The organism is Pseudooctadecabacter sp., from assembly GCF_965657175.1.
Classification (GTDB): Bacteria; Pseudomonadota; Alphaproteobacteria; order Rhodobacterales; family Rhodobacteraceae; genus Octadecabacter.
Genome location: NZ_CBFHNH010000001.1, coordinates 149,641 through 161,382, shown reverse-complemented (window position 1 = coordinate 161,382; position 11,742 = coordinate 149,641). Strand labels below are relative to the sequence as shown.

Annotated in this window: 10 protein-coding genes; 6 read left to right on the top strand and 4 right to left on the bottom strand. The window is 61.2% G+C overall.

What is annotated here, in order from left to right; all coding sequences use genetic code 11:
• Window positions 1-20 precede the first annotated feature (20 nt).
• The 3 genes from mepA to ACTG36_RS00755 all read right to left on the bottom strand — a co-directional run bounded on the left by mepA (window position 21) and on the right by ACTG36_RS00755 (window position 2,851).
• Entirely contained in the window at window positions 21-956 is a 936-nt protein-coding gene (mepA, locus tag ACTG36_RS00765; protein ID WP_375279433.1) for a penicillin-insensitive murein endopeptidase, read from the bottom strand.
• Window positions 941-2,323, bottom strand: coding sequence for an MFS transporter (locus ACTG36_RS00760; RefSeq protein WP_375279432.1), 1,383 nt, complete (start codon window positions 2,321-2,323; stop codon window positions 941-943). Before ACTG36_RS00760 ends, mepA begins: the two co-directional genes overlap by 16 nt.
• A gap of 66 nt (window positions 2,324-2,389) precedes the next feature.
• Window positions 2,390-2,851 carry a thioesterase family protein gene (locus tag ACTG36_RS00755; RefSeq protein WP_375279431.1) on the bottom strand — a complete coding sequence of 154 codons (462 nt, stop codon included), beginning with the start codon at window positions 2,849-2,851 and terminating at the stop codon, window positions 2,390-2,392.
• Between the two features lie 184 nt (window positions 2,852-3,035).
• Here ACTG36_RS00755 and ACTG36_RS00750 point away from each other — a divergent pair, with 184 nt between their 5' ends.
• The 3 genes from ACTG36_RS00750 to yaaA all read left to right on the top strand — a co-directional run bounded on the left by ACTG36_RS00750 (window position 3,036) and on the right by yaaA (window position 6,325).
• Complete coding sequence (locus ACTG36_RS00750; protein WP_375279430.1) at window positions 3,036-3,323, top strand: YggT family protein; 288 nt, start codon at window positions 3,036-3,038, stop codon at window positions 3,321-3,323.
• 74 nt (window positions 3,324-3,397) lie between these two features.
• A complete protein-coding gene (gene recQ / locus ACTG36_RS00745; RefSeq protein ID WP_375279429.1) occupies window positions 3,398-5,428 on the top strand; it encodes a DNA helicase RecQ in 2,031 nt (676 codons plus the stop codon).
• A 111-nt stretch (window positions 5,429-5,539) separates the two neighbouring features.
• Window positions 5,540-6,325, top strand: a complete 786-nt coding sequence (yaaA, locus tag ACTG36_RS00740; protein WP_375279428.1) for a peroxide stress protein YaaA — start codon at window positions 5,540-5,542, stop codon at window positions 6,323-6,325.
• Here the strand turns inward: yaaA and ACTG36_RS00735 are convergent.
• Window positions 6,322-7,497: an acetyl-CoA C-acyltransferase family protein gene (locus ACTG36_RS00735; protein WP_375279427.1), complete on the bottom strand. Its 1,176-nt coding sequence runs from the start codon at window positions 7,495-7,497 to the stop codon at window positions 6,322-6,324. The two genes, yaaA and ACTG36_RS00735, sit on opposite strands and share 4 nt — an antisense overlap.
• A gap of 149 nt (window positions 7,498-7,646) precedes the next feature.
• On the opposite strand from ACTG36_RS00735, the gene ACTG36_RS00730 reads away from it, so the two are divergent.
• Genes ACTG36_RS00730 through ACTG36_RS00720 form a run of 3 tightly spaced genes read left to right on the top strand, consistent with a single transcriptional unit; the run spans window position 7,647 to window position 11,711 of the window.
• The gene (locus ACTG36_RS00730) at window positions 7,647-8,303 is read left to right on the top strand and encodes an ABC transporter ATP-binding protein (RefSeq protein ID WP_375279426.1); all 657 of its coding nucleotides are present in this window, start codon (window positions 7,647-7,649) and stop codon (window positions 8,301-8,303) included.
• The gene (locus tag ACTG36_RS00725) at window positions 8,300-10,684 is read left to right on the top strand and encodes an FtsX-like permease family protein (protein ID WP_375279425.1); all 2,385 of its coding nucleotides are present in this window, start codon (window positions 8,300-8,302) and stop codon (window positions 10,682-10,684) included. The genes ACTG36_RS00730 and ACTG36_RS00725 overlap by 4 nt, the downstream gene beginning before the upstream one ends.
• Window positions 10,674-11,711: a lipocalin-like domain-containing protein gene (locus tag ACTG36_RS00720; RefSeq protein ID WP_375279424.1), complete on the top strand. Its 1,038-nt coding sequence runs from the start codon at window positions 10,674-10,676 to the stop codon at window positions 11,709-11,711. Before ACTG36_RS00725 ends, ACTG36_RS00720 begins: the two co-directional genes overlap by 11 nt.
• The last annotated feature ends 31 nt before the right edge of the window (window positions 11,712-11,742 follow it).

The following is an 11,742-nucleotide window of genomic DNA, read 5'->3' as shown; positions in this document are numbered from 1 at the left end:
GCCTTGTCAAACGGTTAATCTCAATTGCTGTTGGCGACGCTCAGGCATTGCGCCGGTAGGCGCGCCATTGTCAGCGGGCCACGGCCTGGCGAGGGTGTTGCGTTGGGGTCCGGTGGGGGTGGGTTCAAAATCCGGTCCACCCAACCTTGCGCATCGGCGCAGCCGTCACCGGGCGGGGGCGGGGCCTGATCCTCACAGGCGCGGTCACCGGCAGGGCAGTTCAGACGCACGTGGAAATGATAGTAATGCCCCCACCATGGGCGGATCTTGTTCAGCCATGACCGATCCCCGGTTTCCCAGTTGCACATGGCCACTTTTGCGCCGGGAAAGACGAAAATACGCGCTGTGCGCGGATCACTCGCTGCTTCGCGCAGCAGCCGCATGTGTTCTTCGGTCCAGCGGGAATTCGTGAACGCGCCACGTTCGCGGCGCATCGAAATAGACGACAGATCTTCGCGTTCCTGACGCGACAGGTTCAACCGGTCGGGCTGCAACATCCAAATATCCATATCGAGGCCGGATTGGTGCGATGTGTGCCCCGTCAACATCGGCCCGCCGCGGGGCTGGCTCATGTCTCCGACATAGAGGCCCTCCCATCCGGGCAGGCGCGCTGCAAAACGGCTGAGGTCTTGGACGTAATCCACTGTCACAGGCTGCGCCCAGTTGCGGTTACGCGACAGGCGCATGGCCTGCCACGTGGGGCCTGTTTCGGGCAGTTGCACGGCACCGGCCTGACAGCCGCGGGCATAGCCGCCAATGGCCTCGGACCGCTGATTGGACGCCACAGGCAGATAGCCGAAGACCTCCTTTGCGACGCGGTTGTCGCCCGCGTTCTGCGTCGGCACGGTCGCCGCAGAACGCCCGTCGTCTACGTTGCGCGTCACATCATTGTTGCGACACGCCCCCGTCACAGCCAAAGCCGCAATCAGGATGCTCGTTTTTAAGAAACTGCCCATTCGTCTGCATCTCCTTGTGGTTTAACCCACCATAGCAAGACCAACCCAAGAAGGAATAGAAAGATCACCGGCAGGAAGCCCAGTTGCGGACTGCCCGTCAGCCACGTGAACAAGGTGATCCCTGCGGGTGCCAGAAATGCCGTGGCCTTGCCGGATAGTGCGAAGAGCCCAAACGCTTCCGCCGGGCGGTCAGGGTGTGTGTGGCGCACCATCATCGACCGGCTGGCCGAATAGACGGCCCCGCCGGCGCCCCCGATCACGGCCCCGCAGACATAAAACACGGTGTCCGGCACGGTTGATCCGATGGGCAGTGCCACCCAGAATAATTGTTCGCGGGACATGAAGATGATCGTCACAGACACCAAAATCAGGCACCAGACGGCGACGCGGATCACGGGCTTTGGCCCGAACCGTTTGTCCGCTAAACCGGCGATCCACGTGGTCACCGCCGCCGCAATCGCGGCCACGACGCCAAAGACGCCGATCTGTGTGACCGACCACTCCAGCACCAGTGCTGCATACACCCCGCCAAACGCATACAAGGCATTCAATGCGTCCCGGTAGAACATCGACCCGACAAGGAAATTCAACAGGCTCTTGCGTTGGGCCACAGATTTCAACGTGGCCCACAAATCACCCGCCACTGCTTTGATGTCTGTCCGTTTGCCGCCTGCGTGCGGATCATCCCGCACCCACAAGAAAAACGGGACCATAGACACCATGAACCACAAGGCGATAAAGGGCCCCACAAAACGCGTGCCTTCTTTCTCGTCCGGGTTCAGGCCCAAGGCCGGTTCCAGCCCCACAAAGATCGTGCGCCCATTGTCTTGCTCGACGAACAGCAACAGCATGATGGCCAGCGATACCACGCCGCCCCAATAGCCAAAGGCCGCACCGGACCCCGATATACGCCCGACCTCATCCTTGGTCCCAAGGCTGGGCAGGATCGCATTGATGAAATTCAGCGCGCTTTCGGCAGCAACAAAGCCCACGTAAAACAGGATCAGCACCAAAAACAGGTTGGTCCCATCCGGCTGCAATATCCACAAAGATGCAGTGGCCAAGACATACAGAACCGAGAAAAGCGCGATCCAAGGGATCTTGCGCCCTGAATTGTCGGCAAAGGCCCCAATGAACGGCGCGGTGAACGCAATAAACAGGCCAGCAACCGTCTGCCCACCGGACCACATTGCCTGCGCTTGCGCCTTGGCGGCGCCGCTTTCCATGCCGGAATTCAGGAAATACTCCGCCGCGACCGCAGCAAAATAGGGTCCGAAAATAAATGTCAGACCCAATGTGTAAAACGGTTGCGACGCCCAATCGAACGCCATCCAACCCCAAATCCGTTTCTTAGAAACCGTTGCCATATCCCTGCTCCCTTATTGGCAAGGATTAAGACAGGGAAAGCCGCGCTGTGGCAACGAAAAATGGGGCTACAGCTCCGGTGGCCAGTTGCGCGTGGCCTCTGCGTCGATCCAGTTTTTCACCCAAGGGGCAGGATCCGGTCGCGGCGTGGTGATCCCCAGTGCCTCGATCACCTCAGCTGTAGGCACCGCGCGCCCGCCTTTGACCACGGCTGTGCGAAACAAAACATGGCTCGCGCATTCGCCAGACCGCTTGAACATGCCCTGTTCGATATAGACAAACCGGTCATCCCAGGTCGCGATTTTGGTGCGCATTTCATAGCGTTCAAATGGCGTGATCCGCTTGCGATAGCGAATGGATGTGCCCGCGACAGCGAAGCCCCATTTGCGCTTTTTCAACAGCGCCCAAAGCCCCATCCGGACCGACGCCTGAAAGCGCCCGAATTCATATAGGGTCAAAATCCGGCCGTTGTTCATCTCAAGGAAAATGTCGCAATCACTGGGCCGTGCCCAATGTTGGGATACGTGCATGTCCATTGGGTCCATCGGGGGCAACCGGCGCGATGCAAACAAAGTCCAGCCAAGGCGTAAAAAAGGATACATGCCGCTAAGGTGCGGCAGCTGACGTTCGCGTCAACCCATAACGCTGCGGAAAGTCATTGCCCTTTAAGCCATCCGTGCTTACCTGCTGGAAAACGCCAAAAGGACTTCGCCCATGCAATCGATTTTCCAGATCCTGATGATGGTCCTCGACCTCGTCTACTACATTATCATCGCGCATTTCATCATGTCGTGGCTGATCCAGTTTCAGGTCCTGAACGTCCGCCAGCAACTGGTGGGACAAATCTGGTACGGGCTGAGCCGCCTGTTAGAACCGATCTATGGCCCGATCCGCCGGATTTTGCCGCAAATGGGCGGGCTTGATTTGTCGCCCATCGTTGCCCTTTTGGGCATTTCGGCCCTGCGCATCATCCTCATTAACAACTACGCGGCCTTCACCTGACTTGCGCCGGACCCCAGCCTGTGATTCTTTCGATGTTAACGAGCATTTAACAACATCACAGGCAAGGTCCGGGCATGAGCGCTGCCACGCTTCTTCGCGACGTTTTCGGCTTTGACGGGTTCCGTCCGGGCCAGCAAGACATTGTTCAGGCCGTCACTGACGGCAAGAACACCCTTGCGATCATGCCGACCGGCGGGGGCAAATCGCTGTGTTTTCAATTGCCTGCTTTGGTGCGCGATGGGGTGACCATTGTGATTTCGCCGCTGATCGCTTTGATGCGCGATCAGGTCCGCTTCCTGCGGGAAAACGGGGTTGAGGCCCATGCCCTGACCTCCGGCAACACCGAGGACGAAACAGACGCCGCCCATGCCGCCCTGCGCGCGGGCACCTGCAAACTCCTTTACCTTGCGCCTGAACGGCTGGCGTCCAACGGCGCGCAACATATGCTGCGGCAAATTGGCGTCGGGTTGATCGCAGTGGATGAGGCGCATTGTGTGTCTCAGTGGGGCCACGATTTCCGCCCTGACTACCTGCGCATCGGTGATTTGCGCCGCAATCTTGACGTGCCGCTTGCCGCCTTCACGGCGACGGCGGATGAAGAAACCCGCGCCGAGATCGTGCAGAAGCTGTTCGACGGGCAGGCCCCCGAAATCTTCCTGCATGGGTTTGACCGCCCCAACATCCATCTGGCCTTCGCCGCCAAAGACGGCCCACGCGCGCAGATTTTGAACTTTGCCAAATCCCGTCGTGATCAGGCCGGCATCGTCTATTGCGGCACCCGTGCCAAAACCGAAACATTGGCCAAGGCGCTGTCAGACGCAGGCCATTCCACCTGCCACTACCACGGCGGCATGGACCCCGACGACCGTCGCGCAGTTGAACGCCGGTTCCAGCAGGAAGACGGGTTGATCGTTTGCGCCACGGTGGCCTTTGGCATGGGTATCGACAAACCCGACATCCGCTGGGTCGCCCACGCTGACCTGCCCAAATCCATTGAGTCCTACTATCAAGAAATCGGTCGTGCGGGCCGCGATGGCGCACCGGCCGAAACCCTGACCCTTTTTGGCCCCGACGACATCCGCTACCGCCGCCAGCAAATCGACGAGGGCCTCGCCCCACCCGAACGCCGTGCCGCCGACCATGGCCGCCTCAACGCGCTTCTGGGTCTGGCCGAGGCGCTCGTTTGCCGCCGTCAAAACCTGTTGTCCTATTTTGGCGAGACACCCGAAAAATGTGGACACTGTGATCTGTGCGACAAACCCGCCGACGTGTTCGATGGCACCCAACCCGTCCGCATGGCCCTCTCTGCGGCGCTGCGCACCGACGAACGTTTTGGGGCGGGGCACCTTATCGACATCGTGTTGGGCAACCTCAACGACAAAGTCCGTCAGTGGAACCACGATCAACTGCCCACCTTCGGTGTGGGCCGCGAATACTCCCGCGTTCAATGGCAGGCGATTTTCCGGCAGATGATGGGGCACGACCTTATGCGGCCCGATGCCGAACGCCACGGTGCGCTGCGCATGACCAACCACGCCCGCCCCATCCTGCGGGGGGAGGCCACGATCCAACTGCGCCGTGATACCATCAAGGCCGCAAAATCCGGACCCAAGGTCAAACAAATGGTCAGCGAAGAAGACGCACCGCTTCTCTCCGCACTCAAGGCGAAACGTCGTTTCTTTGCGGAACAGGCGGGCGGCCCAGCCTACATCATTTTCAACGACCGCACGTTGATCGAAATGGCCGAAACCCGTCCACGAACCCTTGATGATATGGCGCGCATCGGTGGGGTGGGGGCCAAAAAGCTCGACAAATATGGTGCAGCATTTCTTGAGGTCATCAACGGGGAGGCCGAAGCCCAGCACCCCGCGCGCCAAAAACTTGCTGGTCGCAACGAAGGTACGCTTTATGACCAACTGCTTGAGGCACAGGCCGATCTGACCCGCGGACCAGACGGCACCGACAAACCGCTGTCGTGCACCGCATCCCAATTGGCCAAGGTCGCCAGCCAAAAACCCCGCGATACGGCAGCACTTGAACGGTTGATTGGCCCCAAATACGCCGAACGCTTTGGGCCTGCGTTTATGGATATCCTGCACGCTTAAAGGTCCCGTCCTGTCCGGCAGGGCTCTCCGCCGCAAACGGGCATTTACTTCCTGTGATCTGCGCCTATGTCAGACCCAGTTGACTGACCGTAAAACCCCACAGGATCGCCCATGCTGACTGTCATTTCGCCTGCCAAATCCCTCGATTGGGACCCCGTGGATGTTGCCGCGACCCAACCTGATTTTCAGGCAGACGCGGTGCGACTGGCGAAGACCTCTCGCAATTTGACGTTGGGCGCATTGAAGGACCTGATGTCGATTTCCGATGACCTCGCCCGTCTGAACCGCGATCGGTTCAAGGCGTTTCAGGACGACCCATCGGATGAGATCACTAAACCGGCGGCCTTTGCGTTCAATGGTGATACCTACCAGGGGCTTGAGGCGAAAACCCTATCCGACGAAGACCTGAACTATGCGCAACATCACTTGCGCATCCTCAGCGGTTTGTACGGTTTGCTGCGCCCTCTAGATGCGATCCAACCCTACCGGTTGGAAATGGGGAGCAAGCTGAAAACCCGTCGCGGCACGTCTCTTTATGACTACTGGGGCGACACGCTTGCCAAGGCGCTCAACACCTTGGGCAAAGAGCGGCAGACGGAATTTCTGGTGAACTGCGCATCGCAAGAATACTTCGGAGCGGCGGACACCAAGGCGCTGAAGCTACAGGTCATCACGCCCGTCTTCATGGAAGTCAAAGACGACAAACCCCGCATCGTCAGCTTCTTCGCCAAACGCGCACGTGGCGCGATGGCGCGCTACATCGTTGAAAATCAGGTCACTCAGCTCAGCGATTTGCACGACTTTAACACGGGCGGCTACGCCTTCGCCCCAGAGCTGAGCGAAGGTACCAAAAAGCTGACCTTTATCCGCGACTACCCAGACGCCGCGAACGGCTAAATCCGTTCGATTGCCAGCGCGATTCCCTGTCCGCCGCCGATACACATGGTGATCAGCGCGCGACTGCCGCCAATGCGTTCCAATTCATACATTGCCTTGACGGTGATGATCGCACCTGTGGCACCCACCGGATGGCCCAATGCAATCGCACCGCCGTTGGGGTTCACGCGGTCTGGGTCCAACCCCAGTTCCGCGTTGACGGCCAGCGCCTGAGCGGCAAAGGCTTCGTTGCTTTCGATCACATCGAAATCGTCAACCGACAGCCCTGTTTTAGCGAGCAGGTTTTGGACTGCTGGCACCGGCCCGATCCCCATAACCTCAGGCCGGACGCCGGCGTGGGCATAACCCAGAACGCGAAACTTTGGCGTGAGCCCTGCCGCGTCCGCCGCGTCCGCGCGCGCCAGCACAATCGCCGCCGCCCCGTCATTGATCCCCGACGCGTTGCCCGCTGTGACGGTGCCGTCTTTTTGGAACACCGGCCGCAATCCCGCGAGGGTTTCCGCCGTTGTCGCCTTGGGGTGTTCGTCCACCTTGAATTCCACCATCTCACGCCGTTTCTTTACCATGATCGGGGCGATCTGATCGTCGAAATACCCCGCCTCAATCGCGGCGGCAGCGCGGTCTTGTGATGTTACGGCAAAGGCATCCTGCGCCTCACGGGTCACGTCATGTTCAGCGGCCACGTTTTCGGCGGTGACACCCATATGTCCGGTGCCAAAGGGGCAGTTCAGCGCGCCCAGCATCATGTCTTTGGCGCCGACATCGCCCATCTTTGCGCCCCAACGGGCATCGGGCAAAATGAACGGAGACCGGCTCATGTTTTCGGCCCCGCCGGCAAGGCCGAACTCCGCATCCCCAAGCATCAGTGACTGAACAACGGAGATAATGGCCTGCACCCCTGACCCGCACAACCGGTTCACATTCATCGCAGGAACGCTGTCTGGAATGCCCGCATTCATGGCGGCCACGCGGCTTAGGTACATGTCGCGCGGTTCGGTGTTGATCACATGGCCGAACGTCACATGGCCGATCTTGTCCGGGGCGACGCCGCTGCGGTCCAAGGCGGCTGCGCTGACGGCGGTGCCCAAATCAATCGGTGCGATCCCGGCCAAGGACCCCCCGAATGTTCCAATTGCGGTGCGGGCTCCGGATAGAATGACGATATCGGACATTGGGTCTCCTGTTTGCCTATCCGAAACCCTAACGCGGCAGGGCGCCCGCTCCCAAGTCTGACGTCGCGGCGAAACACCGCGTGCAGGGGGCTTTTTTATTCGTGCGCACCGCTAGATAGAAAGGGAGACCACAAAAATCGGAAAACGCCATGCTTCTCACCGTCACCGATCTGACGAAAACCTACCCCGGCCCGGATGGCGACATTGCCGTGTTGAACGGAATCAGCATGTCGATGGATGCAGGTGAAACGCTTGCCCTGACCGGAGAATCGGGCAGCGGCAAAAGCACGCTTTTGCATTTGGTGGGCGGGCTGGATCAACCAGATGGCGGATCGGTCCGGATCGACGGGACGGACATCGGAACCCTTGATGACGCGGGGCGTGCCGCCGTAAGGCGCGACAGCGTTGGCGTGATTTTTCAGCAGTTCAACCTGATCCCGTCTCTCACCGTGGCGTCTAACATCGCATTTCAGGCGCGTTTGGCAGGACGCGAGGATCGGGGATGGAACGATCGTTTGGCAGACCGCATGGGCCTGACCGCGCAACTGTCCAAATACCCCGAACAGCTGTCTGGCGGCCAACAACAACGGGTCGCCATTGCACGCACTTTGGCCGCCAAGCCGAAACTGGTGCTGGCCGACGAACCCACTGGCAATCTGGATGAGGCGACGGCCGAAACTGTTATGTCCCTGATGCTGGATCTGGTGGCCGAGACCAATGCGGCGCTGCTGGTCGTCACCCATTCCGACCGTCTGGCCGGGCGCATGGGGCGCCGTTTGCACCTGCGCGCAGGGCAGGTCGCATGACCCGTACGGGCCTTTTGGCGCTGCTGTCGCATTGGCGGCGCAACCCGATGCAGCTGTTCACGCTGATTGTGGGGCTGTCCTTGGCGACGGCCCTGTGGTCCGGCGTGCAGGCCGTGAATGCCGAAGCCCGCGCCTCCTATGATGCGGCGGCGGAGACGTTGGGCGAAGGCCAGTTCGCGCAGATCACCCACCCCAGCGGCAGTATTGATCAAGCCAGATATGTGGCCCTGCGTCGCGCCGGATGGCAGGTCAGCCCCGTAGCCGAAGGCCGTCTGGAGGGCATTCGCCTCATTGGTCTCGACGTGTTAACCGCCCCTGGCGGACTTGGCCCCGTGGACCTCAGCGATGGGGACCTGACGGTTGAGGTCATGTTGAACGGCGTGCTTTTTGCGACCCAAGACACGCTTGACCGTCTGCCGCCCGTCGATGTCATGACCCGCACAGCCCCTGATGTCGCCCCCGGTGTGATCCTGACGGACGTGGGCACGGCGCAACGTCTGCTGGGCCTTGACGGACAGCTCAGCCGCCTGATCGTTGCCCCGATCCAGCCCGTCACCCAGCCGCCCCTGACAGACATCGCCCCCGACCTGACATTGCGTCCACCACAGGCCGGATCCGATGTGGCGCGGTTGACGGACAGTTTTCACCTGAACCTCACCGCCTTCGGGTTGCTGTCCTTTGCCGTGGGTATTTTCATCGTCCAAGGCGCCATTGGGCTGGCGTTCGAACAACGCCGTCCTGTGATCCGGACCCTGCGCGCTCTGGGCTTTCCCCTGCGCCGTCTGGTGGCCCTGATCGCAGTTGAATTGCTGGTGCTGTCGGTCATCGCCGGGGCCATCGGAGTTGGGCTCGGCTATATCGTCGCCGCCGCGTTGCTGCCGGATGTGGCGGCCACGCTCTCTGGCCTTTATGGCGCATCAGTGTCGGGCACGTTGCAACTGCGGCCGGAATGGTGGCTGTCGGGGCTGGCGATTGCTGTGGGCGGCACGGGTCTTGCGGCCTCCGCATCGCTTTGGAAATTGGCGCGGATGCCGCTGCTGGCCTCGGCACGACCGCGTGCTTGGGCCATGCAGGCCGGACGCGGGCGCATCTGGCAGGCGGTGGCGGCGGTGACGTTGCTGGTACTTGCCGCGCTTCTCGCGTGGGTTGCTGACGGGCTGGTCGCGGGCTTCGGCATGCTCGCCGCATTGCTAATTGGCGCGGCTTTGGCGTTGCCCCTTGTCCTTGACCGCGTGCTGGCATTGGGGGCGTCCCGCGCGCGCACGGTCATGGCGGAATGGTTCTGGGCTGACACCCGCCAACAGCTGCCTGGTCTGTCGCTGGCGCTGATGGCGCTGCTGCTGGCTATGGCGGCGAATGTGGGCGTGTCCACGATGGTCAGTTCGTTCCGTCTGACATTCACCGGGTTTCTGGATCAACGGCTGGCGTCCGAATTCTATGTCTACGCCGACGACGCGGAACAGGCCGCTGCCTTGCGCGAATACCTTGCCCCCCGCGTAGACAAAATCCTGCCCATCCAATCGGCCAGCCAAGACATCCGCGACATCCCGTCCGAGGTTTTCGGCCCCACCCCCCATGCCACCTACCGCGACAATTGGCTGTTTCTGCAATCCGCCCCTGACGCCTGGGCGCGGATTGAGACGGGGGAGGGCACAGCGATCAACGAACAGCTCGCCCGTCGTGCCGACATCGCCATTGGCGACACCGTCACCATCGGCGGCACCGCGTTTGAGGTGCTGGGCATATACGGCGATTACGGCAATCCCATCGGGCAGGCCCTGATCACCGAAGCCACGTTTGAGGCATTGTTCCCCGATATCATCCCCCTCCGCTTCGGCGTCCGCATGGACCCCGCCGAGGTCACGCCACTGTCCATCGCCCTGCGTGATGACTTCGGGCTGGCCGAGGCGAACATGATCAACCAAGCGGGCATCAAGGCGTTTTCGTTGGAGGTCTTCGATCGGACATTTACCGTCACTGGCGCCCTCAATGTCCTCACCCTCGCCGTGGCGGGGTTTGCCATCCTCATGAGCCTCCTGACCCTCGCCACCATGCGCCTGCCGCAGCTGGCGCCCGTCTGGGCGCAGGGGTTGACGCGCGCGCGGCTGGGGCGGGTGGAAATCCTGCGTGCGGTGTTGCTGGCCTTGCTTACGGCGGCGCTGGCCCTGCCGCTGGGTCTGGCGCTGGCATGGACATTGCTGGCCGTCGTGAATGTTGAGGCGTTTGGCTGGCGTCTGCCGATGTTCCTCTTCCCATGGGACTACGCGCGGCTTGCGGTCTTTGCCGTGCTCGCCGCTGTTTTGGCGGCCCTCTGGCCTGCCCGCAAACTGGCCCGCACACGGCCTGCCGATCTGCTCAAGGTATTCTCCAATGAACGTTAAAGCACTGGCCCTCCTTCTCATGATTCCCACCGTCCTGTCCGCCCAGGGCTTCGCAGGCCTTGGCACCGCGACGGAGGATTTCGCCACGCCTGAGCGCCCGGCGATCTTCGATTTCCCCGCAGACCACGGCCCGCACCCCGATTACCGCATCGAATGGTGGTATCTGACGGCAAACCTAGAGGATACCGACGGCACGGAGTATGGCCTGCAATGGACGCTCTTTCGCACAGCGTTAGCGCCGGGGCAGGGCGACGGCTGGTCGTCACCGCAACTCTGGATGGGCCATGCCGCCGTGACCACGCCCGATGCACATTTTGTCACCGAACGCCTGTCGCGCGGCGGCATTGGGCAGGCGGGTGTGACGCCTGATCCGTTCGAGGCATGGATCGACGACTGGCAGTTGGCCGGCCCCGATTTCGACACCCTTACGATGACCGCCAGCGGTCCCGATTTCGCCTATGATATGGCCCTCACGGCCCAAGGCCCCTTGGTGTTTCACGGCGACGACGGCTATTCCATCAAATCCGCGGAAGGGCAGGCCAGCTATTACTATTCGCAACCCTTCTACGACATCGAAGGCACCTTGACCCTGCCCACCGGCGACGTAGCCGTGACGGGGCAGGCATGGCTGGACCGCGAATGGTCCTCCCAACCTTTGTCCGAAGATCAGACCGGTTGGGATTGGTTTTCCCTGTCACTGGGTGACGGCAAACTGATGGGGTTCCGTCTGCGCCAAACGGACGGAACCTACTATACCGCCGCCACGTGGATCACGCCGGAAGGTGAGGCAACACCCTATCCCGACGGCGCGTTTCAGGCGGAGCCGGTGGAGACCACGGACGTGGGCGGGCGCGATGTGCCGACCCGTTGGCAGGTCCGCCTTCCTGATCGTGGGGTCGATGTGACTGTGGCCGCGATCAACCCACAGGCATGGATGGACACCTCCGTGCCTTATTGGGAGGGGCCGGTGACCATCACCGGTAGCCATACTGGACGCGGGTATCTGGAAATGACCGGCTACGACTGACACATCTGTGATTTGGAATGTATCGCCATGA

What these genes read in the sequence shown, in the direction of transcription:
- mepA (WP_375279433.1), bottom strand. Translation starts at nt 956, where the DNA reads ATGGGCAGTTTCTTAAAAACGAGCATCCTGATTGCGGCTTTGGCTGTG.
- ACTG36_RS00760 (WP_375279432.1), bottom strand. Translation starts at nt 2,323, where the DNA reads ATGGCAACGGTTTCTAAGAAACGGATTTGGGGTTGGATGGCGTTCGAT.
- ACTG36_RS00755 (WP_375279431.1), bottom strand. Translation starts at nt 2,851, where the DNA reads ATGCACGTATCCCAACATTGGGCACGGCCCAGTGATTGCGACATTTTC.
- ACTG36_RS00750 (WP_375279430.1), top strand. Translation starts at nt 3,036, where the DNA reads ATGCAATCGATTTTCCAGATCCTGATGATGGTCCTCGACCTCGTCTAC.
- recQ (WP_375279429.1), top strand. Translation starts at nt 3,398, where the DNA reads ATGAGCGCTGCCACGCTTCTTCGCGACGTTTTCGGCTTTGACGGGTTC.
- yaaA (WP_375279428.1), top strand. Translation starts at nt 5,540, where the DNA reads ATGCTGACTGTCATTTCGCCTGCCAAATCCCTCGATTGGGACCCCGTG.
- ACTG36_RS00735 (WP_375279427.1), bottom strand. Translation starts at nt 7,497, where the DNA reads ATGTCCGATATCGTCATTCTATCCGGAGCCCGCACCGCAATTGGAACA.
- ACTG36_RS00730 (WP_375279426.1), top strand. Translation starts at nt 7,647, where the DNA reads ATGCTTCTCACCGTCACCGATCTGACGAAAACCTACCCCGGCCCGGAT.
- ACTG36_RS00725 (WP_375279425.1), top strand. Translation starts at nt 8,300, where the DNA reads ATGACCCGTACGGGCCTTTTGGCGCTGCTGTCGCATTGGCGGCGCAAC.
- ACTG36_RS00720 (WP_375279424.1), top strand. Translation starts at nt 10,674, where the DNA reads ATGAACGTTAAAGCACTGGCCCTCCTTCTCATGATTCCCACCGTCCTG.